The following is a 20,408-nucleotide window of genomic DNA, read 5'->3' on the forward strand; positions in this document are numbered from 1 at the left end:
GTGTGGGGAAAAAGAGGCAGAGGGAGGGGAGGACGAGGAAAAGAAACACACACGAGCCCCCCCCCCCCCCCCCCCCCCCCCCCTCCGCCCTTCGCAACTCAGGTGCCCCCGCGCCTACTTGACGACGGTCTTCCCGATGGTGGGCAGGATGAAGTCATGGATGAGGCCCTTGGCGTCACGGACGATCGGCCGGAACACCCGGTAGCGCGAGAGGTTGATCACCCGGGCCGCCATCGGGGTGGAGCGGCGGACGAACTCCCTGGTCCGCTCGGTGTCCTCGGTCCGGTCGAAGACCCAGTAGAGGACCACGACCATGAGGTGCAGCCAGAGCACGTCGGGCAGTAGCTCGACCAGTTCGGTGTCCAGCTTCGGCGCCAGGTCCGAGCCCTGGAGCACGTCACGGAACAGTTCCACGGCGGTTGCCCGCGCCGGGTGGGACTCGTTGGAGAACGGGCTCAGTGAGCTGGTCGGGTCGGCCGCCGTGCGGAAGAACTGCGCGGCGAACTCGTGGTACGGCGCGGCCGTGTCCAGCCAGGAGGTCAGCGCGACCTCCAGGCGCTCGGCGAAGTCCCGGGTGTGGGCCATGCGTTGCCTGGCCTCGGTCGCGTGGTCGTGGGTCATCCGGTCGTAGAACCCCTGGATCAGGAATTCCTTGGCGGAGAAGTAGTAGTAGGCGTTGCCCACCGAGACGCCCGCCTCGGTGGCGATGGCTCGCATGGTGGTTTTCTCGTAGCCCCGTTCCTGGAACAGCCGCATGGCCGTCTCCAGGATCAGCGCCCGGGTCGCCTCGCTCTTGTCGGTCTTGGGCTGGGCCCGGCCGCCGGGCATGGGCCCAGCGTCCGCGCCGGGTGCGGCCGAGGCGTCGGCCGCACCCTTCTCGCCGTCCGTTCGGTTCGTCGCTGCCAGGTCGTCCACAGGCACGAGCCTAACCGGAGACGAGGTTCCACCCGGTGTCGGTGCTGTCGGTGTTAGTGGCACCGGATGTCCCCTCCGCATCCGGTGCCACGAACCCGTCCCCCGTCATTTCGAACACGTTCAAAAGCTTGCCAGAACTGTAGACGGTACGGTTGAACATGTTCAACTCCATCTTCGTGGGAGGCTCGTCACATGACCGGTCCGGAACGGACCACCATTCGGTACGGCGGGGTGCAGGACGCCGCGGACGTCGCGGACCTGCACGCCGATAGCTGGCGCACCAGCTATCGCGGGATCGTCCCCGACGAGGCGATCGGGGACGGACTGGCCGCCCAGCGGCGCGAACTGTGGGAGCTGCGCCTGGCGGTGGACTACGGGCCGCCGGAGAACACGCCCGTGCTGTTGGTCGCCGAACGGGCCGGTGAGCCGGCCGGGTTCGTCTATCTGGTGCCGCAGGCCGACGGACGGGTGCTGGTGGACAACCTGCACGTCCGCCCGGGCCTCACCGGCGGTGGCATCGGCCGGGAACTGCTGGCCGCCGCCCGCGCCGAACTCGCCGAGCGGTTCCCCGCCGCCGAGTTGTACCTGGAGGTGCTGCGCGCCAACACCCGCGCGATCGCCTTCTACGAGCGCGAGGGCGGCGTGCGGATCGCGGAGCAGGAGGGGGTGTTCCCGGGCGGCTGGGTGCTGCCCGAGTACGTGTACGCCTGGCCGGCCGCGAGCGCCCGGCCGGGGAGCGGCCAGGGGAGCGGTCAGCCGACGTCGTAGACCGTCACCGGTACGCCGCGTGCCGACAGCCGGGCCGCCACCAGCGGCTCGACCTTCTCCCAGCGCCCGCCCGCCAGTCCGCAGCCGATCCGCGGCATGTGGACGGAGGCGCCGAGTTCGAGCGCGCGCCCGCCCAGGGCCGCCAGCCCGGTGTCGATGGCCTCGTACCGTACGGGCACCCCGGTGGAGCGCCCCGTCCGGATGCCGCGCTGGCCGACCAGGTTGGCCACCCAGACGTACGGCTCGACCTGCACCAACTGCAGGGCGCCGAGACCGAAGTCGTTCTTCGCCCGCTCCCGATGCCACCGCCTGAAGGCGGCTTCGGGTTCGGGCCAGCGTCTGGAGAGCGCGAGCACGAAGCCCTTGCCCCAGCCGCCGAGGTCGTTGCAGACGTGCGCGATCACCTTCACGCCCTTGCCCTGGGGCGCGGTGGCATCGCCTCGGACGTAGGTGATTTCCGCCATGACTCGAAGTTAGACGGAGGCACTGACAACCCGCGCCCCATTTTCCGCGGGGCCGGACGCCCGCAGGTGCCGCCGCCCGGCCAGCGCGATCAGCAGGGCGAGCGCGGCGGCTCCGGCGGGCAGGGCGTAGCCGGTGCCGGGCGCGGCCCGCTCGGCGAGCGTCCCGGCGAGCGCCGCCCCGGCCGAGATGCCGACCACGATGCCGGACACCGCCACCGCCATCCCCTCGTTGAACTGCCGCTGCGGCAGCAGCTCCTGGATCAGCGTCATGCCGGTCACCATGGTCGGCGCGGTGGCCGTGCCGGCCGCGAAGAGCGCCGCGCCGAGGGCCACCAGCCCGGCCCCGCCGAGCCCGGCGGCGAGCGGCAGCAGCAGGACCGAGGCCATCGCCGCGACCCCGAGCAGGAAGCGCGCCCCGGGGGCCCGGCGCGGGGTCAGCAGCCCGAACAGCAGCCCCGCCAGGCAGGATCCGCCCGCGACCAGGGCCAGCAGCGGGCCGGCCGCGGCCTTGTGCCCGAGCGCGTCGGCGTAGGCGACGGTGGTGATCTCGGTGGCGCCGAAGACCATGCCGGTGGCCAGAAAGGTCAGCGCCAGCACCCGCAACCCGGGCGCCCGCAGCGGGGAGCCGTGCCGCTCGCCGGTCGGGGCCGGTACCGGCAGCGGCGGTTCGGTGCCCCGCTGGGCCGCGAACAGCAGGGCGCCGGTGGTGCCGATGGTCCCGGCGGTGAGCAGCCCGGCCTCGGGGGCGACCGTGGTGCAGAGCAGCATCGCGAGCACCGGCCCGGCCATGAAGCAGAGTTCGTCCAGGGCCTGTTCGAAGGAGTTGGCCAGGTGCCGGGCGGCCGGGTCGTCCCGGTGCAGGTGCGCCCAGCGGGCCCTGGCCATGCCGCCGAGGTTGGGGGCGGCGCCGGCGGCCCAGCACGCGTACAGGGTCCAGTCCGGTGCGTCGAGCCGGACGCAGAGCAGCAGGGCGGTGAGCGGAACGACGTTGTACAGCGCGGCCGGTACCGCGACCCGGGACTGCCCGAACCGGTCCACCAGGCGGCCGAGCAGCGGCATCCCGATCGCCCCGGTGACCAGCCCGGCCGCCGAGACCGTCCCGGCCAGCGCGTACGAGCCGCGCCGTTCGGCGAGCAGCACCACCAGCGAGACGCCGTTCATCGACAGCGCGAGCCGGCCGAGCAGCCCGGCCAGGGTGAAGGCGGTGGCGCCGGGGGCCGCGAACAGCCGGCGGTAGGAGGCGAGGAGGGCGCGCGGGGGCAATCGGGCTCCTGGGACGCAGGGCGGGAGGGGATGCGCCCAGCCTCGCGGCGCGCTCCGATCGGCGTCCAACACCTGTTCCGCCGCATCCACAACACGGTGTTGTCAAACGGTGTTGTTAATCTGCCGTCCATGCCCCGCGACCTGCACCCCCGCCTGCTCCGCGGCTTCGTCGCGACCGCCGAGACCCTGCACTTCGGCCGGGCCGCCGAGCGGCTGTACGTGGCCCAGCAGGCGCTCAGCCGGGACATCCGCACCCTGGAGGGCCTGCTCGGCGAGGCACTGTTCACCCGCACCACCCGCAGCGTCGACCTCACCCCGGCCGGGCACCGGCTGCTGCCCGGGGCGCGCCGGCTGCTCGCCCTGCACGACGAACTGCTCGCCGGGTTCGGCGCGGGCGCCGGTGCCGCCGCCAGGCCGCTGCTGCTCGACCTCAACAGCGACGTCACCGGCCCGGACCTGACCGCCGCCCGGGTGCTGCGACGGGCCCGCACCGCCTGGCCGGAGGGCGAGCTGCTGGCCCGCTTCCACGGCGGTCTGGCCGCGGCCGCCGACGAACTGCTGGCGCACCGGCTGGACGCCTCGTTCGGCCGCTTCGCCGGACTGCCCGCTCCGGTGCGCGGCCGGCTCGCCCAGCGGCCCGTACGGCTGGAGCGGGTCTCGGTGATGATGGCGGACACCCACCCGCTGGCCGGCCGCCCGGCGCTGCGCCCGGCCGATCTGCTCGGGCACCCGGTCGACATCTGCGCGGGCAACCCGGCCACCACCGAGTGGGCCGACCTCGGGGCCCGGCTGCTGCGCGAGCACGGTCTGCGGGCGGCCGAGCCGTACGTCCCGCCGGTGGGCCCGGTCGAGACGGCCCGCTACCTGGCCCGGCACGGCGATCCGATGCTGACCACGGTCGGCGGGCCGAGCCTCCCGGGGGCGGTGAACGTCCCGTTGGTGGACCCGGTCCCGCTGAGTCTGGTGAGCCTGGTGCACCGGCCCGGCGAGCGCCACCCGGGCCTGTCCGCGCTGGCCGCCGCGGCGGCCGAACTCGGCGCTGCCGAGGGCTGGTTGGATCGCCCGGCCGACAGCTGGCTGCCGCCGGAGGACGCCGCGCTCATCGCGGGGAGGTAGTCGGTCCCGGGGATGCGGCGCACCGCCCCTGCCCCGGGGGGACGGGCAGGGACGGTGGGTCATGGGGGCGGCCCGGGCCGCCGTGGCCGCGGACGGCCGGTTCAGGCCGCCTTGACGGCGGAGATGTCGAAGCTGAGCTTGACCTTCTCGCCGATCAGCACGCCGCCGGTCTCCAGGGCCGCGTTGTAGGTCAGGCCGAACTCGGTGCGGTCCACGACCGTCCTGCCCTCGAAGCCGACCCGCTCGGCGCCGTAGGCGTCGGTGGCGCTGCCGGTGTAGTCGAGCTCCAGGACGACCGGGCGGGTGGTGTCCTTGATGGTGAGCTCGCCGGTCATCCGGTAGGAGTCGTCGCCGATCGCCTCGGCGGAGGTGCTGCGGAAGCGGATCTCCGGGTAGGTCTCGACGGCGAAGAAGTCGCCGGTGCGCAGGTGCTCGTCGCGCTGGGCCTGGTTGGTGTCGACGCTGGCGACCTTGATCACCAGCTCGGCGGAGGAGTTGTGCGGCTCGGCGCCGTCCAGGTGCAGCTTGCCCTCGTAGTCGGTGAAGCGGCCCTTGACGTTGGTGACCATCGCGTGGCGGACCGCGAAGCCGATCTCGCTGTGGGTGGTGTCGATCGCCCAGTCGCCGGTCAGGTGCGACAGGTCCGGGCCGGCCGGGGTCTGGACGGCGGCGGGGGTGGCGGTCTTGGTGCGGTTGAACAGGCCCATGGCTCCTCCTCGGGTTCGAAGCCATTTGTTTAGGCTTCAACTTCTTGGCTCCACCGTACGACGCTTTCGTTCAAGTTTCAACCACAACTCCGGAAGTACTCCGCCGAATCACCCGAACGGCCCAGCCGCCCGGTCCCACGAGGGCCACCGGACGGTCCGCCGGGCACTGTCCGACCCTCCGACTAGGCTGCGAAGGACGGTTCCCACCCGCCCCGAGAGGCCCCCCGCATGTTCGTCCTGCACGCACTCTGGCGGGCGGACGGCTGGCTGGCCCTCTGGGCCGAGGACGCCCGCTCCTACCCCGGCGCCACCGAACCCCGCCCCGACCGGCCCGCCCCGCGCGCCCACCCGTACGCCTGCCCGGCCGACCGCCTGGCCGCCGTGCTCGGCGGCATCGGGCCCGGCCTCGGCTGGCTCGCCGGGCAGGCCCCCGAACGCTGGGCCACCCTGCTGCTGCCCACCGTCGGCGCCCTGCCCGCCCCCTCGCCCGACCTGCCGGTCACCCCGCCGCGCGGCGGCGCCGCGCTCACCCCCTGGCGGGTGCCCGCCCTGCTGTTCGAGGCCGGTGCCGCCGCCCAGCTGCTCGGCGAGGTGCACGACCCGCACTGGGCCGTCACCGACACCGACCTGCCCGGCACCGGCCGGGTCGAAGTGGTCTACGGGCCCTCGCTGCGCTGGCTCACCGGGGTGCACGACCTCGCCTGGCGGGCGGTCGGCCGGGGCCGGGTGCTGCCCCTGCCCGTCCTCGCCGACGGCCGCCCCCGGGCCCGTTGGCGGCCCGACCCCACCCCGGCCGGGCGCCGCGAGGCCGCCGCCCTGGCGGCCGGCTGCCCACCCGTCCTGCTGGGCGAGTGGCCGACCGGCGCCGGCACCGGCGAGGCGCTGCTGGAGGCCGCCCTGGGCGCCCTGGTCGACGCCGAAGCCCGGGCCGCCCTGGCCGACACCCCCTTCCCCGCCCCCGGCCCGGCCCCGGCCGACCGCTGGTTGCACGCCCTCGCCACCCCCTCCGGGGAGGTCGACGCCCCGCCCGGGGAGCTCGCCGAGCTGGGCCGCCGGATCGCCGACTGGTACGCCACCGCCGAGCCCGCCGACCCCGCCCTGCGGCTCTGCTTCCGCCTGGTCGAACCGCTCGGCCCCGCCGACGACGACCCGGAGGGCCGCCCCTCCGACGACGCCTGGCAGCTGGAGTTCCTGCTCCAGGCCGTCGACGAGCCCTCGCTGCTGGTCCGCGCCGCCGAGCTGCACGAGGGCGGCGCGGCCCACGCCGCTCTCGACCGCAAGCTCGCGCCGGCCGCCCCCGGGGGCGACGTAGCCGGCCCGGTCGACGTGCTGGTCGCCGAACTGGCCCGCGCCGCCCACCGCTGGCCCGTCCTGGACGGGCTGCGTCACCGCTCCCGCCCGTCCGCCCTGTCGCTCGACCGGGCCGGCGCGCTCGACTTCCTGCGCACCGCCGCGCCCGCCCTGGCCGGGGCCGGATTCGGCGTGCTGCTGCCCTCCTGGTGGCGCCGCCGCCCCCGGCTCGGGCTCGCCCTGCGCGCCACCACCCCGCCCGCGCCCGGCACCCTCGCCGTCACCAGCCAGGTCGACCGGGACGCCGTGGTCGCCTTCCGCTGGCAGGCCGCCCTCGGCCCGGACGGCACCCCGCTGACCGAGCGGGAGCTCGCCGAACTCGCCGCCGCCAAACAGGGGCTGGTCCGGGTCCGGGGCGCCTGGCTGGAGGCCGACCCGGCCCAGATCGCCGCCGCCCTGGCCTTCCTCACCGAGCAGCGCGACGGCCTGCTCGCCACCGCCGACCTGCTGCGGCTCGCCCTCGACCCGGAGGCGACGGTCGCCGGACTGCCGGTCACCGGCGTCCGGGTGGACGGCCCGCTCGGCGACCTGCTCGCCGGAACCGCCCCCGCCACCCCCGAAGTCCCCGCCCTGCCACCGGACTTCCGCGCCGAGCTCCGCCCGTACCAGCAGCGCGGACTCGCCTGGCTGAGGACCATGTCCGAACTCGGCCTCGGCGCCGTCCTGGCCGACGACATGGGCCTCGGCAAGACCGTCCAGACCCTCGCGCTCCTGGCATCCGAACAGTCCGGATCGGACGCCCCCACCCTCCTGGTCTGCCCGATGTCCCTGGTCGGCAACTGGCAGCGCGAGGCCGAGCGCTTCGCCCCCGGCCTGCGCCGCTACGTCCACCACGGCGCCGACCGCCTCGGTGGTGATCGACTCGCCGAGGCGGCAAGGGGAGCGGACCTGGTCATCACCACCTACGGGCTGGTCCAGCGCGACCTCGCCGCGCTCCGCGCGATCCGCTGGCGCCGGGTGGTCGCCGACGAGGCGCAGCACATCAAGAACACCGGCACCGCCCAGTCCCGGGCGATCCGCGCGCTGCCCGTCGCCCGGCACCGGATCGCCCTGACCGGCACGCCGGTGGAGAACCGGCTCGCCGAACTGCACGCCGTGCTGGACTTCGCCAACCCCGGCCTGCTCGGCCCGGCGGAGCGCTTCAAGGAGCGCTACGCGATCCCGGTCGAACTGCACCGCAGCCCCGAGCGCACCGCCGAACTCCGCCGCCGCACGGCCCCGTTCGTGCTGCGCCGGCTCAAGACGGACCCGGCGGTGGCGGCCGAGCTGCCCGCCAAGCAGGAGATGACCGTCTGGTGCAACCTCACCGCCGAACAGGCCGGGCTCTACCAGGCGGTGGTCGCCGACCTGCTCCAGCGGGTGGACGGGATCCGGGGCGTGGAGCGGCGCGGCACGGTGCTGGCCGCGATCGGCAAGCTCAAACAGGTCTGCAACCACCCGGCCCAACTGCTGCACGACGGTTCGCCGTTGGGCGAGCGCTCGGGCAAGGTTGCCCGGCTTGCCGAACTGCTGGAGGAGGCGCTGGCCGAGGGGGACCGCACGCTGGTCTTCACCCAGTACGCCGAGTTCAGCACCATGCTCCGCCCGTACCTGGAACGCCGGCTCGGCGAGGAGGTCCTCCACCTGCACGGCGGCGTCCCCCGGGCCCGCCGCGAGGAGCTGGTGCAGCGCTTCCAGTCCCCGGACGGGCCCAGGGTCTTCCTGCTCTCCCTGCGGGCCGGCGGCACCGGCCTCAACCTCACCGCCGCCAACCAGGTGATCCACCTGGACCGTTGGTGGAACCCGGCGGTCGAGGAGCAGGCCACCGACCGGGCCTTCCGGATCGGCCAGCGCCGCGACGTCCAGGTCCGCCGCCTGGTCTGCGTCGGCACCGTCGAGGAGCGGATCGACGAAATCCTCACCGCCAAACGGGCGTTGGCCGACACCGTGGTGGGCGCGGGGGAGCACTGGCTCACCGACCTCCCCGCCGAGGCCCTGCGCGAACTGGTCACCCTCACCCGCGAGGACGCCGTCGCCGAGGAGGACGCATGACCGACCAGGCACCGCCCCCGAAGGCCCCGACGGTCAACGTCGCCGCCTACTGGCGCGGCGACTTCACCCTGCCGCAGGCCCCGGACGAGGAACCGGACGAACCGTCGCTGGACCGCCTCGGCCGCTCCGGCATCACCGTCCACGGCCGCGACCTGGCGACCCTGCTCGCCCCCGCCTACCAGGCCTTCCGCTCCTGAGGTAGCGTCCGAACGTGACCGACACCCCCGACACGCAGCTCGCCGCCTTCGAACAGCACCGGCGGATGGTCTTCGGCATCGCCTACCGGATGCTCGGCAGCGTCGCCGACGCCGAGGACCTGGTCCAGGACACCTGGCTGCGCTGGAGCGGGGTCACCGGCCCGGTCGCCAGCCCCGCCGGCTACCTCGCCCGTACGGTCACCAACCTCGCCCTCAACCGGCTGGACTCGGCCGCCGTCCGCCGCGAGTCCTATGTCGGCCCCTGGCTGCCCGAACCGCTGGTCTCCGAGCCCGACGCCACCGATGACATCGAGCGCGCCGAGAGCGTCTCGCTCGCCCTGCTGGTCGTGCTGGAGAGCCTCTCCCCGCTGGAGCGGGCGGTGTTCGTCCTCAAGGAGGCCTTCGGCTTCTCCTACCCGGAGATCGCCGAGGCCCTGGACCGCACCGAGGCGGCCTGCCGCCAGGTCGGCAGCCGGGCCAGGGCCCACGTGCGGGCCCGCCGCCCCCGCTACGACGCCCCGCCGGAGCTGCGCCGCCGGGCCACCGACGAGTTCCTCTCGGCCTGCGTCGGCGGCGACCTCAACCGGATGCTCGAACTCCTCGCCCCGGACGTCACCACCTGGAGCGACGGCGGCGGAGTGATCCGCGCGGCCCTCCGCCCGGTCACCGGCGCCGACAACGTCGCCCGCTTCCTGCTCGGCGTGCTCCGCCAGCTGGGCGAGGCCGCGGCCGTCCGCCCCGTCCTGGTCAACGGCCAACCCGGCGTGCTGATCACCGTCAACGGCGCCGTCGACTCCGTCTCCGTCCTCGACTTCACCGAGGGCCCGGACGGCGAGCCGCTGATCAGCTCGATCCACGCCATCCGCAACCCCGACAAGCTCACCCACCTCGCTTGACCCTCGACCAGGTCGAGCCCCGAGAGTCACCGGCATGGAGAGCGAGCTGCACAGCATCGGCGAACTGGCCCGCGCCAGCGGCCTGGGCGTCGGCACCCTGCGCTACTACGACGGCGCCGAGGTGCTCACCCCCGCCTGGGTCGACCCGCAGACCGGCTACCGCTGGTACCGGCCCGCCCAACTCGCCGACGCCCGCCTGCTGGTCCGGCTCCGCCGGGTCGGCCTCCCGCTGGCCGACATCCGCGCCGTCCTCTCCGGCCACCAGGCCGAACGCGTCCTCGACGCCCACCTGCGCCGCCTGGAGGACGGCCTGGCCGACGCCCGCCGCGAGCTCTCCCTGATCCGCACGACGATCGAGCAGAGGGAGCACCCGATGACCACCACCCCGCGCCTCACCGTCCGCTCCGACGGCCTGGCCGCCGCCCTGGACGCCGTCCGCTTCGCCGTCTGCAAGGACCCCGACCAACCCGCCCTGACCGGCGTGCTGTTCGAACCGGACGGCCCGGTCCTGCGCCTGGTCGCCACCGACCGCTACCGGATGGCATTCGCCGAACTCCCCGCGACCGGCGCCCCGCAGCACCCCACCCCCGGCACCACCGTCCCCACCGCCCTGGTGGACGCCCTGCGCGCCCTGCTGCCCGCCGCCCCCACCGAGGTCGTGCTCACCCTGGGCGCCGACACCTTCCGCGCCGAGACCCCCGACCACCGCATCGAGGGCACCGTCCCGGCCACCGACTACCCCGACCACCGGGCCCTCACCCGCCTCGCCCCCCAGCACAGCGTCACCCTCCCCACCACCGCCCTGCGCACCGCCGTCGAAACCGGCGTCACCCGCACCCTCCCCTCCGGCCCCCAGGGCGCCGACTGCCAGGTCACCGTGCTCACCCTCACCGAGGACGGCCACCTCACCGTCACCGCCGACCCCACCCCCGACGCCCCCCACATCGCCCTCAACCGCGACTTCCTCCTCGACGCCCTCCGCGCCGCCCACCCCGAACAACTCCTCCTCGAACTCGGCGGCCCGATCACCCCCCTCGCCATCCGCACCCCCGGCCGAACCGGCACCTTCTCCGTCCTGATGCCGATCCGCCTTCCCGCCTGACCCGCCAACTCCCGCCCCTGCAAGGATCCTCCGCATGAGGACCGAACACGAAGTCCCGACCCCCGACGGCGGCCGACTCTGGGCCGAACGCAGCGGCACCGGCAGCCCGGTGGTCCTCCTGCACGGCTCGGGCATGGACTCCCGACTCTGGGACGCCGTCACCCCCACCCTCGCCCGCCACCACGACGTGATCCGCTACGACGCCCGCGGCCTCGGCCGCTCCGCACCCCCGCAGCAGCCCTTCGACGACCTGGCCGACCTCCGCACCGTCCTGGACCACTTCGACCTGGCCCGCCCCGCCCTGGTGGGCCTCAGCATGGGCGCCGAAACGGCACTGGACTTCACCCTCGCCCATCCCGACCGGGTGGCCTCCCTCACCCTGATCGGCGCCTCCGTCAGCGGCCACCACTGGCCCCCGACCCCCGACACCACCGCCTACGCCGAAGCCCGCCGCCGAGGCGACGCCGCCACCCTCGCCGCACTGGAACTCTCCGTCTGGGCCGCCCTGGGCCGCACCGCCCCCGGCGGAGACCTCATCGAGACGATGGTCACCGAGAACGCGGCCCGCCGAATCACCAGCGAACACCACCTCACCGGCGCCCCACCCCGCGACGCCGAATCCCACCTCACCCGGATCACCACCCCCACCCTGATCATCCACGGCACCCACGACCACCCCGAGATCGCCACCATCGCAGCCCGCCTCGCCACCGACATCCCCCACGCCCACCACCACCTCCTCCCAGCCGCCGACCACTACCTCCCCCTCCGCACCCCCACCCCCCTCACCACCCTCCTCCTCCCCCACCTCGCCTGACCCGCCCCCAACCGACCCACCCACCCCCACCAACCCCACCCCACCCCCCGCACCACCCCACCCACCCCCACCACCCCCCTCCCCCCACCCGACCCAGGCGAGAGGGACGCGCTGCGGGAGGGGGCGGTGGAGGGGGTGGGTGCGGAGAGGGGCGTGACGGGTGATTTTCAGACCGCCAACGGCGCCCAGCCATGTGCCCACAGGGTCGGCGGTCCGAAAATCATCCAGCCCCCGGAGCGCCCACCCCCGGAACCGCCCCCGGACCAACCCACCCTCCCGAGAGCCCACCCCCACACCCCAGCCCCGCGCAGCGGCCCCCACCGCGTTAGCCCTCAGTTAGCACCCTGCTTGCAATTGCAAGCACAATCCCGCACCCTGTCCCCATGGCCTCACTCAACGTCGCCTCCCTCGGCGAGTACATCCGCGAGCAGCGCCGCAACGCGCAGTTCTCGCTGCGCCAGCTGGCGGAGGCCGCCGGCGTGTCCAACCCGTACCTCAGCCAGATCGAGCGAGGGTTGCGCAAGCCGAGCGCGGAGATCCTGCAGCAGATCGCGAAGGCGCTGCGGATCTCGGCGGAGACGCTGTACGTCCAGGCCGGGATCCTGGAGGAGCGGCGGGGCGAGGGCCTGGAACTGCGGGCCTCGATCCTGGCCGATCCGCTGATCAACGAGCAGCAGAAGCAGGCGCTGCTCGCGGTCTACGACGCCTTCCTCAAGGAGAACGCCGCCTCGGCCTCCGTCCCGGCGACCGACGGCGCGGCCACCCAGCACACCCCCCGGGAGGACCGGTAAGCATGCCGATCACCGACGAGATCAAGAAGACCCTCACCGACCCGACCCCGCTGTACGCCCTCGCTGGCGCCGGGGACCTCGCGTACGAGAAGCTGCGCGAGGTGCCGGGCCGGGTCGAGGCCCTGGCGGCGGACCGTCAGGGTGCCCAGGAGAAGGCGACCGCCAGGCTCCACGAGGCGCAGGAGCTGCTGGCCGCCGCCCCGGCCAAGGTCACCGAGGCCGTCACGGCCGTCACGGCCTTCCCCGCCGACCTCAAGGTCCTCCAGGAGCGGGCCCAGGGCTTCGCCCTGCAGCAAGTGGCCCGCGCGCTCGAACTGGCGGTCCGGGCCAAGGAGACCTACGACGAGCTGGCCGAGCGCGGCAAGGTCGTCGTGGACAAGGCCCGCCCCCACCCCGACCCCGACCCCGTCCTCGCCCCCACCGCCGAGACCGACCCCACCGCCGAGACCGCCTCCGCGGACGCGGACCTCGCGGACCCCGCCGCCCCCGCCCCCAAGAAGCCCGCCAAGCCCCGGAAGAACACCCCCACCGCCACGGAGTGACCGCCGCCCGCCGCCCGGGGCACCTCCGCGGACGGCGGGACGTTCACACCCTGCGGGCAGCCGCCGTGCCAGGATGGGCGGCGGCCGGGGCGCAGCAAGCCGAGAGACGTAGGAGACCGCGATGACCGGAGTGTTCCAGATCCTGGCCTTTTCCTACCTGAACCCGTTCTGGTGGATGGCCGTCGCGATCCTGGGCTACAAGTTCTTCGCGCTGATCGACGCGGCCACCCGCCGCGAGGACGCCTACCGGGCGGCCGACAAGAAGACCAAGGGCTTCTGGCTGGCAGTCCTCGGGATCAGCTTCGGGTGGGACCTGCTGTTCGGGGCGAACTTCCTCGGCAGCATCGGCACCCTGGCCGGCCTGGTCGCCTCGATCGTCTACGTGGTGGACGTCCGCCCCGCGATCCGGGCGCTGACCGGCGGCACCGGCCGGAGCAACACCGGCCCGTACGGCCCCTGGTAGGCCGACCCCCCGCACAACGCCACGGCCCGGGAAGGCAGTTCACCTTCCCGGGCCGCAGCGCGTCCGCAACCAGCCATCAACCTCAGCAACCTCAGCGACCTCAGCCGAGGATCAGCTGCACCGGATTCCGCTCCAGCAGCAGCACCGCGACGTCATCCGTCAGCGCCCCGCCGTTCAGCTCCTCGACCTCGGCGATCGCACTGTCGACGAGCCGCCCCCGGGTGAGCCCGGCGGACTGGTGGTCGGCGATCAGGTCGGCCAGTCCGTCCTGGCCGAGGCGCCGCGACCCGGCCCCGACCCGGCCCTCGATCAGCCCGTCGGTGTAGAGCAACAGCCGCCAGCCGGGCTGGAGTTCGACCTCGTGGGCGGGCCAGGCGGCCCCGCCGTCGTGGCACGGCAGCAGGCCGAGGGCGGGTCCGGCGTGGTCGGAGGGCAGGGTGATCGGGGCGTGGTCGCGGCCGAGCAGCAGCGGCGCCGGGTGCCCGGCGAGGTAGAGCCGGGCGCGTTCTGCGGTGCCGAGCGAGTCGAGGTCGGTGGTGCTGCCGGGCTCGATCACGAGCATGCAGAGCGTCGCGAAGATCTCGTCGCTGCGCCGTTCGTGCTCCAGTACGTGCTGGAGCGTGGTGAGCAGGGTCTCGCCGGTGAGGCCGGCGAAGACCAGGGTGCGCCACGCTATCCGGAGGGCGACGCCGAGCGCGGCCTCGTCGGGGCCGTGGCCGCAGACGTCGCCGATCACGACGTGGACGGTGCCGTCGTCGGTGCGCACGGCGTCGTAGAAGTCGCCGCCGAGCAGGGCGCGGCGGCGGCCGGGGCGGTAGCGCCGGGTGAAGGAGAGCCCGGCGCCGTCGAGCAGCGGGGTGGGCAGCAGGTGGCGCTGCAGCCGGGCGTTCTCCTGGCCGCGCAACTCGGCCTCGACCAGGCGGCGCTGGGACTCGTCGGCGCGCTTGCGTTCGACCGCGTAGCGCAGTGCGCGGGCCAGCAGCGGGCCGTCGGTCTCGTGCTTGATCAGGAAGTCCTGGGCGCCCGCGGCGACGGCGGCGGCGCCGAGTTCGGCCCCGGCGGCGTCGGTGAGCACCACGACGGGGATGTGCGGGGCGCGGCGCAGCAGTTCGTGCAGGACTTCGAGGCCGTCCGAGGGGTCGGACGGGTGCGACAGGTCGGCGGGGGAGGCCAGGTCGAGCAGGACGCAGCCGAAGCCGCCGCCGCGGGAGCGTCCGCGCCGGCTCGCGGGGGAGGACTGGGCGAGCAGCTGGGTGGCCTGTTCGAGGCCGCGGGCCCAGTGGATCTCGATGGAGGTGCCGCTGTCGGCGACCGCCGCCTTGATCAGCTGGGCGTCCGAGGCGTCGTCCTCGATGACCAGGAGCCGCAGGGGCGCGGCGGCGCCGTCGGCGGGTCCGTCCCCGGGCGCGGGGGCGTGGCCGGCCCCGGTGGGGTGGGCGGGGCGGCGGGTGCCGTGCGCGGTCCGGGCCGGCTGCGAGCGGGGGTGGGGTATCGGGGGAGCGGCCGTGGTCGGACCGGTGGTGGCCGGGCGGGTACGGGCATGGCCGACGGGGGCGCCGTCGTGGGCGCCCGGCAGGTCCGCGGCACCAGGTGCCCGCCCGTCTCCCGTTGCGGGCATCGGTGGTTCCTCCCTTTCCCCGACTGCGTAACGGCCGGCGTCCGTCCGCAGTGCCCGCCTGGCACCGTGCGTCGGGGAACTTCTCGCGACCATAACGTGATCTCCGGGGATTTCTCTGGCCGACCGGCGCCGTTGTGGTTATTGCCACGCCGGTGGCGGTGTGGTGATCGGATTCGGACGACGGCTCGGATCCCGGCCCGACGGCTGCCGGACCGGTCCGGGGAAGGGGGTAGGTGGTGGTGACGCGGATCACCCTGGTCGAGGGTGACATCACGGCACAGGAGGTGGACGCGGTGGTGAACGCCGCCAACTCCTCGCTGCTGGGCGGCGGCGGGGTGGACGGCGCGATCCACCGCAGGGGCGGGCCGCAGATCCTGGAGGAGTGCCGCCGGCTGAGGGCCTCGCACTGGGGCAAGGGGCTGCCCACCGGGCAGGCGGTGGCGACCACGGCCGGGCGGCTGCCGGCCCGCTGGGTGGTGCACACCGTCGGGCCGGTGTACCTGGCGGAGGAGTACGAGGAGCGGGCTGGGCTGCTGGCCTCCTGCTATCGCGAGTCGCTGCGCACGGCGGCCGGGTTGGGCGCGCGCACGGTGGCCTTCCCGGCCGTGTCGGCGGGGATCTTCGGCTGGCCGCCGGCGGACGCGGCCCGGATCGCGCTCGGCACCGTCGCCGAGGTGCTGGGCGGCGGTGACGTGCTCGCGGGCGCGGAGCTGGCGGAGGTGCGGTTCGTGCTGTTCGGGGCGGAGATGTACGAGGTGTTCGAACGAGCCCGGGAGGAGCTGCTCGGGCCGGGTGGCTGACGGGCGCGGTGCACGCCGGTGCACGCCGGGCGGCGTGTGGTGTCGCCGCCCGGCGGTCTCCATCGTGGCGTGACGAGGCGTCAACACGCCAGAGATATTCGATAACTCGTTCGAGTGAAAGCCGCAGCGGAGGCGCGCGCCGCCCGTCCGACCGGACGGCGCCCGGTCGCTCCGGCCCGGGCCCGGTCGCCCGCTACGGGGCGAGCGCCGTCCAGGGCAGCGTGACCTCGCCCTGCCGCCACCGCCCGCGCGCGTCCACCAGCGGCCAGCTGCCCGCGAGCGCCGTGCAGGCCGCCACCCAGCGCTGCCGAGCCCCGAACGCCCCGTACGGCGCGGCCGCCGACCAGGCCCGGTCGAAGTCGGTCAGGAAGGCGTGCACCGGCCGCCCCGGCACGTTGTGGTGGATCAGCGCCTTCGGCAGCCGCTCGGCCAGGTCGGAGGGCCGGCCCAGGCCGCCCAGCCGGGCCGCGAAGGTCACCGTCCGGGGCCCCTCCGGCCCCAGCGCGACCCAGACGTGCCGCCGCCCGATCTCGTCGCAGGTGCCCTCGACCAGCAGCCCGTCCGGGGCCAGCCGGGCGCACAGCCGCTCCCACACCCCGGCCACCGCCGACTCGTCGTACTGCCGCAGCACGTTGGCCGCCCGGATCAGCTGGGCCGGCCGGCCGCCGTCCAGCGGCACCTCGAAGCCGCCGCGCCGGAAGGTGAGCAGCGGCGGCTCGGCGTACGGCAGCGCGGCCGCGACCCGTTCCGGCTCGATCTCGATCCCGACCACCCGGACGTCCGGCCGCACCGTGCGCAGCCGTCCGGCCAGCTCCACGGCCGTCCACGGCGCCGCGCCGTAGCCAAGGTCCACCGCCACCGGGGGCCGCTCGGCGGCGCGCAGCGCCCGGCCCAGGGTGTGGGCGATCCAGCGGTCCATCCGGCGCAGCCGGTTGGTGTTGGTGGTGCCCCGGGTGACCGTCCCGACCGGCCGTCCGGTCCGGCCGCGGGCGGGCGCGGCGGTCGCGGGATCGAAGGAGGCAGCCATGCCCAGAAGGGTAGTCGGCGGTCGCGGGGCCGGGCGTCCCCGGCCTGAGCTGGGCGGATGCCGCTCCGGCGGACCGGTCGCCGGGACCGGGAATGCCGGGCGGCCGCCGAGTGGTTGGCACACTGGTGGTGATGTGTGCCCGGACGGGGCAGCGCACACCGGACATGCGGCGGGCCCGTTCACGCGGACCGCCGAGACGGGCCGCACACGAGGAGGCAGTAGCCAGGTGATCCAGCACCCCGTCCGTTCGGTACGCCGTGCCCAGTCCGCGACGCCCGCGCGCGGCCGGCTCCAGTCGCTCGTCCCGGGCCGTCGCCGCCCGCGCCGGATAGCCATGCTCAGCGTGCACACCTCGCCGCTGCACCAGCCCGGCACCGGCGACGCCGGCGGGATGAACGTCTACATCGTCGAGCTGGCCAAGCGCCTGGCCGAGCTGAACATCGAGGTCGAGGTGTTCACCCGGGCGATCTGCTCGGACGACGCGCCGACGGTCGAGCTGGCCCCCGGTGTGCTGGTCCGGCACGTCACCGCCGGCCCGTACGAGGGCCTGATCAAGGAGGACCTGCCGGCCCAGCTGTGCGCCTTCACCCACGGCGTGCTGCGCACCGAGGCGGGCCACCGCCCCGGCCACTACGACCTGGTGCACTCGCACTACTGGCTCTCCGGGCAGGTCGGCTGGCTCGCCGCCCAGCGCTGGGGGGTGCCGCTGGTGCACACCATGCACACCATGGCGAAGGTCAAGAACGCCGCGCTGGCCGAGGGCGACACGCCCGAGCCCCCGGCCCGGGTGATCGGCGAGACCCAGGTGGTCGAGGCGGCCGACCGGCTGATCGCCAACACCACCGAGGAGGCCGCCGAGCTGGCGCTGCACTACGCCGCCCGGCCGGACCAGCTGGCCGTCGTCCACCCCGGGGTCAACCTGGACGTCTTCCGCCCCGGCGGCCCGCGCGCCGGGGCCGAGGCCCGGGCGAGGCTGGGCCTGCCGCAGGACGCGGCGGTGCTGCTGTTCGCCGGGCGGATCCAGCCGTTGAAGGCGCCGGACGTGCTGCTGCGGGCGGTCGCCGCGCTGCTGGAGGCCCGTCCGGGGCTGCGCGAGCGCCTGGTGGTGCCGGTGGTCGGCGGGCCGTCCGGCACCGGGCTGGCCCGGCCGGAGAGCCTGCACAAGCTCGCCGCCCAGCTCGGCATCGGCGACGTGGTGCGGTTCCACCCGCCGGTCGGCCAGGACCGGCTGGCGGACTGGTACCGCGCGGCGACGGCCCTGGTGATGCCCTCGTACAGCGAGTCCTTCGGCCTGGTCGCGCTGGAGGCCCAGGCCTGCGGCACCCCCGTGGTGGCGGCCGCGGTCGGCGGCCTGCCGGTCGCGGTGCGGGACGGCGAGTCCGGCAGCCTGGTGCAGGGCCACGACCCGCTGGCCTGGGCACGCGCGCTGGAGCCGTACGTCACCGACCCGGCGCTGGTCGCCCGGCGCGGGGCGGCGGCCGCCCGGCACGCGGCCGCGTTCGGCTGGGACACCGCCGCGGCCACCACCGCCGAGGTCTACGCCGGCAGTCTGGCCCGCCCGGCCGGCCGGCTGGCGGTGGCCCGGCGCCGGCTCGGGTAGGGCTGCGCCCCACCGGTACCGCCGAGTAACGTCACCCCCATGGCAATCCGCACCAAGGACGAGGCCCTCACCCTCCTGCGCACCGCCCTGGACGACGCCGGGGTGGCCTGGGAGCCGGCCGCCGCCGACCCGTACACCCTGGTGGCGACCCTCCCGGGCACCCGCAAGCTGAACACCGCCTGCGCGCTGCGGGTCGGCGACCACACCCTGTCGGTGAACGCCTTCGTGATCCGCCGCCCGGACGAGAACCACGAGGCCGTCTACCGCTGGCTGCTGGAGCGCAACACCCGGCTCTACGGCGTCGCGTACGCGGTGGACGCGCTCGGCGACGTCTACCTGGCCGGCCGGCTGCCGCTGGAGGCGCTCACCCCGGACACCGTCGACCGGCTGCTCGGGACGGTGCTGGAGAACGCGGACGAGCCCTTCAACACCCTGCTGGAGCTGGGCTTCGCCTCGGCGATCCGGCGCGAGTGGGAGTGGCGCACCAAGCGCGGGGAGTCCACCCGCAACCTGGCCGCCTTCGCCCACCTGGCCGCGCCGGCCGCCGACTGAACCGATTCACCCGACCGGCCCGGCGGGCGCTCAGGCGCCGGCCGGGGCCTTCGCTGGCTCCGCGGCGGGCGCCGCCACCTCGATCGCGGCCTCGGTGCGTCGGCGCCCCGCCGCACCGGTCCGGCGGGCCAGCGCCACGTACCCGAGCGCGGCGACCGTCCCGATCGCCCCGCAGACCGTCCACAGCACCGCCGGCCCGGCGTACTGCAGCAGCAGCCCGCCGCCCGCCGGGCCGAGGAGCGAGGCGAGCGACCAGGACAGCCCGTAGACGCCCTGGTAGCGGCCGCGCCCGTGGGTCGGCGCCAGCTCGGCGACCAGGCCCATCATCACCGGGGTGTGCAGGATCTCGCCGACCGTCCAGACCACCACCGAGAGCGCGAACAGCCAGGCCGAGGAGCCGGCCAGCGCGGCCACCCCGAAGCCCCAGCCGGTGAGCAGGCAGCTGGCGATCAGCATCCCGGTCCGTGAGCGGCCCTCCATCCACCGGGTCAGCGGGATCTGCAGGACCACGATCAGCAGCCCGTTCAGGCCGACGACCAGCCCGTACTGGGTGGACGAGATGCCGGAGGCGCCCATGTCCACGGCCAGCGTGGTGCTGCCCTGCTGGAAGACCAGGGCGACCAGCAGGGTCAGCCCGACCAGCGCCATGAAGGGGGCGTCCCGGAGCACGGTGAGCAGGCTGACCCCCGGCTCGGCGGGGTCCCCGGCCTTGCCGGGTACGGCCTGCGGCCTGGTCTCCGGGATCCGTATGAAGATCACCACGGCGCAGACCAGCGTGGTCAGGGCGTCCAGCAGGAAGAGCGTGAGGTAGCCGTGGGTGGCGATCAGGCCGGCCGCGGCGGAGGACAGGCCGAAGCCGATGTTGATCGCCCAGTAGTTCAGCGAGTACGCCCGGACCCGGTCCTCGGCCGGGACGAGGTCGGCGATGATCGCCGAGGTGGGCGGCCGGGTGGCGTTGTTGCACAGGCCGACCACGAAGGCCACCACGGCGATCGCCACCTGGCCGTCCATGAAGCCGAGCACGGCGGTGGAGGCCGCGGTGCCGAGCTGGGCGGCGACCAGGGTGGGGCGGCGCCCGATCCGGTCGGTGAGCACGCCCGCGCCGATCGCCGAGATCGCCGAACCGGCGCCGAACAAGGAGGCCACCAGGCCCGCGTAGGAGGCCGAGTACCCCCGTTCGGCGGTCAGGTAGAGAGCGAGGAACGTCACCACGAACGCACCGAGCCGGTTCACCAGCGTGCTCACCCAGAGCCACCAGAACTGCCGCGGCAACCCGCCCACCGTCTCGCGAACCAGTCTTCGGATCCGGGGATTGGCGGCCAGGGCGACGAGCATGTGGGGGCTCCCGAGGGCGGGCGTCCGCTGAGCGGCGCGGGCAGGCCCGGCCGG

At 74.8% G+C, this 20,408-nt stretch carries 21 protein-coding genes; 13 read left to right on the forward strand and 8 right to left on the reverse strand.

What is annotated here, in order from left to right:
• Positions 1-114 precede the first annotated feature (114 nt).
• Together ACZ4W5_RS02290 and ACZ4W5_RS02295 are read right to left on the reverse strand one after the other, a co-directional pair.
• Positions 115-915: a TetR/AcrR family transcriptional regulator gene (locus ACZ4W5_RS02290; RefSeq protein ID WP_465652241.1), complete on the reverse strand. Its 801-nt coding sequence runs from the start codon at positions 913-915 to the stop codon at positions 115-117.
• Positions 916-925: 10 nt separating this feature from the next.
• On the reverse strand, positions 926-1,075 hold the full coding sequence (locus tag ACZ4W5_RS02295; protein WP_402488243.1) for a hypothetical protein: 150 nt from the start codon (positions 1,073-1,075) through the stop codon (positions 926-928).
• 32 nt (positions 1,076-1,107) lie between these two features.
• Here ACZ4W5_RS02295 and ACZ4W5_RS02300 point away from each other — a divergent pair, with 32 nt between their 5' ends.
• The gene (locus ACZ4W5_RS02300) at positions 1,108-1,683 is read left to right on the forward strand and encodes a GNAT family N-acetyltransferase (RefSeq protein ID WP_465652244.1); all 576 of its coding nucleotides are present in this window, start codon (positions 1,108-1,110) and stop codon (positions 1,681-1,683) included.
• Here the strand turns inward: ACZ4W5_RS02300 and ACZ4W5_RS02305 are convergent.
• Together ACZ4W5_RS02305 and ACZ4W5_RS02310 are read right to left on the reverse strand one after the other, a co-directional pair.
• Positions 1,668-2,147 carry a macro domain-containing protein gene (locus ACZ4W5_RS02305; RefSeq protein ID WP_402488248.1) on the reverse strand — a complete coding sequence of 160 codons (480 nt, stop codon included), beginning with the start codon at positions 2,145-2,147 and terminating at the stop codon, positions 1,668-1,670. The two genes, ACZ4W5_RS02300 and ACZ4W5_RS02305, sit on opposite strands and share 16 nt — an antisense overlap.
• Positions 2,148-2,156: 9 nt before the next feature.
• A complete protein-coding gene (locus tag ACZ4W5_RS02310; RefSeq protein ID WP_465652247.1) occupies positions 2,157-3,410 on the reverse strand; it encodes an MFS transporter in 1,254 nt (417 codons plus the stop codon).
• Positions 3,411-3,539: 129 nt separating this feature from the next.
• Between ACZ4W5_RS02310 and ACZ4W5_RS02315 the strand changes: the two genes are divergently transcribed.
• Complete coding sequence (locus tag ACZ4W5_RS02315) at positions 3,540-4,526, forward strand: LysR family transcriptional regulator (protein WP_465652249.1); 987 nt, start codon at positions 3,540-3,542, stop codon at positions 4,524-4,526.
• 101 nt (positions 4,527-4,627) lie between these two features.
• Here ACZ4W5_RS02315 and ACZ4W5_RS02320 read toward each other — a convergent pair whose 3' ends face one another.
• A complete protein-coding gene (locus ACZ4W5_RS02320; RefSeq protein ID WP_465652251.1) occupies positions 4,628-5,233 on the reverse strand; it encodes a YceI family protein in 606 nt (201 codons plus the stop codon).
• A 228-nt stretch (positions 5,234-5,461) separates the two neighbouring features.
• Between ACZ4W5_RS02320 and ACZ4W5_RS02325 the strand changes: the two genes are divergently transcribed.
• From ACZ4W5_RS02325 to ACZ4W5_RS02360, 8 genes are all read left to right on the forward strand, one after another.
• Positions 5,462-8,614 carry a DEAD/DEAH box helicase gene (locus tag ACZ4W5_RS02325; protein WP_465652253.1) on the forward strand — a complete coding sequence of 1,051 codons (3,153 nt, stop codon included), beginning with the start codon at positions 5,462-5,464 and terminating at the stop codon, positions 8,612-8,614.
• Entirely contained in the window at positions 8,611-8,811 is a 201-nt protein-coding gene (locus tag ACZ4W5_RS02330; protein WP_360226355.1) for a hypothetical protein, read from the forward strand. Before ACZ4W5_RS02325 ends, ACZ4W5_RS02330 begins: the two co-directional genes overlap by 4 nt.
• A 14-nt stretch (positions 8,812-8,825) precedes the next feature.
• Positions 8,826-9,707 carry an RNA polymerase sigma-70 factor gene (locus ACZ4W5_RS02335; protein ID WP_465652256.1) on the forward strand — a complete coding sequence of 294 codons (882 nt, stop codon included), beginning with the start codon at positions 8,826-8,828 and terminating at the stop codon, positions 9,705-9,707.
• A 34-nt stretch (positions 9,708-9,741) separates the two neighbouring features.
• Positions 9,742-10,809: a DNA polymerase III subunit beta family protein gene (locus ACZ4W5_RS02340; RefSeq protein WP_465652258.1), complete on the forward strand. Its 1,068-nt coding sequence runs from the start codon at positions 9,742-9,744 to the stop codon at positions 10,807-10,809.
• A 34-nt stretch (positions 10,810-10,843) separates the two neighbouring features.
• Positions 10,844-11,626, forward strand: coding sequence for an alpha/beta fold hydrolase (locus ACZ4W5_RS02345; RefSeq protein ID WP_360226346.1), 783 nt, complete (start codon positions 10,844-10,846; stop codon positions 11,624-11,626).
• Positions 11,627-12,009: 383 nt separating this feature from the next.
• A complete protein-coding gene (locus ACZ4W5_RS02350) occupies positions 12,010-12,417 on the forward strand; it encodes a helix-turn-helix domain-containing protein (protein ID WP_360225638.1) in 408 nt (135 codons plus the stop codon).
• A gap of 2 nt (positions 12,418-12,419) precedes the next feature.
• On the forward strand, positions 12,420-12,959 hold the full coding sequence (locus tag ACZ4W5_RS02355; RefSeq protein WP_465652261.1) for a hypothetical protein: 540 nt from the start codon (positions 12,420-12,422) through the stop codon (positions 12,957-12,959).
• A gap of 121 nt (positions 12,960-13,080) precedes the next feature.
• On the forward strand, positions 13,081-13,422 hold the full coding sequence (locus ACZ4W5_RS02360; protein ID WP_360225644.1) for a DUF2516 family protein: 342 nt from the start codon (positions 13,081-13,083) through the stop codon (positions 13,420-13,422).
• A 100-nt stretch (positions 13,423-13,522) separates the two neighbouring features.
• Here the strand turns inward: ACZ4W5_RS02360 and ACZ4W5_RS02365 are convergent, their stop codons facing one another.
• Positions 13,523-15,040, reverse strand: a complete 1,518-nt coding sequence (locus ACZ4W5_RS02365; protein WP_465652263.1) for a PP2C family protein-serine/threonine phosphatase — start codon at positions 15,038-15,040, stop codon at positions 13,523-13,525.
• Positions 15,041-15,279: 239 nt separating this feature from the next.
• Between ACZ4W5_RS02365 and ACZ4W5_RS02370 the strand changes: the two genes are divergently transcribed.
• Positions 15,280-15,840 (forward strand): O-acetyl-ADP-ribose deacetylase, encoded by a 561-nt coding sequence (locus tag ACZ4W5_RS02370; RefSeq protein WP_465652265.1) that lies wholly within the window; start codon positions 15,280-15,282, stop codon positions 15,838-15,840.
• Positions 15,841-16,033: 193 nt separating this feature from the next.
• On the opposite strand, the gene ACZ4W5_RS02375 is transcribed toward ACZ4W5_RS02370, so the two are convergent.
• Positions 16,034-16,867 (reverse strand): methyltransferase domain-containing protein, encoded by an 834-nt coding sequence (locus ACZ4W5_RS02375; protein WP_465652266.1) that lies wholly within the window; start codon positions 16,865-16,867, stop codon positions 16,034-16,036.
• 226 nt (positions 16,868-17,093) lie between these two features.
• Here ACZ4W5_RS02375 and mshA point away from each other — a divergent pair, with 226 nt between their 5' ends.
• Both mshA and ACZ4W5_RS02385 read left to right on the forward strand, forming a co-directional pair.
• Positions 17,094-18,467: a D-inositol-3-phosphate glycosyltransferase gene (mshA, locus tag ACZ4W5_RS02380; protein ID WP_465652268.1), complete on the forward strand. Its 1,374-nt coding sequence runs from the start codon at positions 17,094-17,096 to the stop codon at positions 18,465-18,467.
• Positions 18,468-18,506: 39 nt separating this feature from the next.
• A complete protein-coding gene (locus ACZ4W5_RS02385; protein WP_360225662.1) occupies positions 18,507-19,019 on the forward strand; it encodes a type III secretion system chaperone family protein in 513 nt (170 codons plus the stop codon).
• 30 nt (positions 19,020-19,049) lie between these two features.
• On the opposite strand, the gene ACZ4W5_RS02390 is transcribed toward ACZ4W5_RS02385, so the two are convergent.
• Positions 19,050-20,354 (reverse strand): MDR family MFS transporter, encoded by a 1,305-nt coding sequence (locus ACZ4W5_RS02390; protein ID WP_360225665.1) that lies wholly within the window; start codon positions 20,352-20,354, stop codon positions 19,050-19,052.
• Positions 20,355-20,408: the final 54 nt, after the last annotated feature.

The organism is Kitasatospora sp. NPDC029367, from assembly GCF_055569135.1.

What these genes read in the sequence shown, in the direction of transcription:
- ACZ4W5_RS02295 (WP_402488243.1), bottom strand. Translation starts at nt 1,075, where the DNA reads ATGTTCAACCGTACCGTCTACAGTTCTGGCAAGCTTTTGAACGTGTTC.
- ACZ4W5_RS02300 (WP_465652244.1), top strand. Translation starts at nt 1,108, where the DNA reads ATGACCGGTCCGGAACGGACCACCATTCGGTACGGCGGGGTGCAGGAC.
- ACZ4W5_RS02305 (WP_402488248.1), bottom strand. Translation starts at nt 2,147, where the DNA reads ATGGCGGAAATCACCTACGTCCGAGGCGATGCCACCGCGCCCCAGGGC.
- ACZ4W5_RS02315 (WP_465652249.1), top strand. Translation starts at nt 3,540, where the DNA reads ATGCCCCGCGACCTGCACCCCCGCCTGCTCCGCGGCTTCGTCGCGACC.
- ACZ4W5_RS02320 (WP_465652251.1), bottom strand. Translation starts at nt 5,233, where the DNA reads ATGGGCCTGTTCAACCGCACCAAGACCGCCACCCCCGCCGCCGTCCAG.
- ACZ4W5_RS02325 (WP_465652253.1), top strand. Translation starts at nt 5,462, where the DNA reads ATGTTCGTCCTGCACGCACTCTGGCGGGCGGACGGCTGGCTGGCCCTC.
- ACZ4W5_RS02330 (WP_360226355.1), top strand. Translation starts at nt 8,611, where the DNA reads ATGACCGACCAGGCACCGCCCCCGAAGGCCCCGACGGTCAACGTCGCC.
- ACZ4W5_RS02340 (WP_465652258.1), top strand. Translation starts at nt 9,742, where the DNA reads ATGGAGAGCGAGCTGCACAGCATCGGCGAACTGGCCCGCGCCAGCGGC.
- ACZ4W5_RS02345 (WP_360226346.1), top strand. Translation starts at nt 10,844, where the DNA reads ATGAGGACCGAACACGAAGTCCCGACCCCCGACGGCGGCCGACTCTGG.
- ACZ4W5_RS02350 (WP_360225638.1), top strand. Translation starts at nt 12,010, where the DNA reads ATGGCCTCACTCAACGTCGCCTCCCTCGGCGAGTACATCCGCGAGCAG.
- ACZ4W5_RS02355 (WP_465652261.1), top strand. Translation starts at nt 12,420, where the DNA reads ATGCCGATCACCGACGAGATCAAGAAGACCCTCACCGACCCGACCCCG.
- ACZ4W5_RS02360 (WP_360225644.1), top strand. Translation starts at nt 13,081, where the DNA reads ATGACCGGAGTGTTCCAGATCCTGGCCTTTTCCTACCTGAACCCGTTC.
- ACZ4W5_RS02365 (WP_465652263.1), bottom strand. Translation starts at nt 15,040, where the DNA reads ATGCCCGCAACGGGAGACGGGCGGGCACCTGGTGCCGCGGACCTGCCG.
- ACZ4W5_RS02375 (WP_465652266.1), bottom strand. Translation starts at nt 16,867, where the DNA reads ATGGCTGCCTCCTTCGATCCCGCGACCGCCGCGCCCGCCCGCGGCCGG.
- ACZ4W5_RS02385 (WP_360225662.1), top strand. Translation starts at nt 18,507, where the DNA reads ATGGCAATCCGCACCAAGGACGAGGCCCTCACCCTCCTGCGCACCGCC.
- ACZ4W5_RS02390 (WP_360225665.1), bottom strand. Translation starts at nt 20,354, where the DNA reads ATGCTCGTCGCCCTGGCCGCCAATCCCCGGATCCGAAGACTGGTTCGC.